Consider the following 273-nt stretch of genomic DNA (forward strand, 5'->3'; position numbering starts at 1 on the left):
TCATCGAGGCTGCTGTGTCTGATGCGCTGGCCCGCGCCGAGGAAGCTATCGAGCGTTCCGGTGCCCTGGATCAAGGGAGCCTGTGATGCTCACGCTGACCGGCACCATTCGAGCAGTCACCACCCTGGGTGGTGGCATCAACAAGAAGACCGGCGAGGTGATCCCCACCCGCCCGGTTCTCCAGATCGAGGGCCTCGATAACCGTGGCCTCGTTCAACTCTTCACCCTCACAGTTCCGGACACCAAGCCTTTCGAGGGCCGAGTGGGTGAGCA

The 273-nt window shown here is 62.6% G+C and carries 1 protein-coding gene; it reads left to right on the plus strand.

Annotated features, from left to right (window positions below; genetic code table 11):
- Positions 1-85: 85 nt before the first annotated feature.
- Positions 86-273, plus strand: a 188-nt coding sequence (locus tag ABG80_RS18050; RefSeq protein WP_152987730.1) for a hypothetical protein, incomplete at its 3' end; no start/stop codon positions are given.

It is taken from the genome of Aquabacterium parvum, from assembly GCF_001447195.1.
GTDB classification, from domain to species: domain Bacteria; phylum Pseudomonadota; class Gammaproteobacteria; order Burkholderiales; family Burkholderiaceae_C; genus Aquabacterium; species Aquabacterium parvum.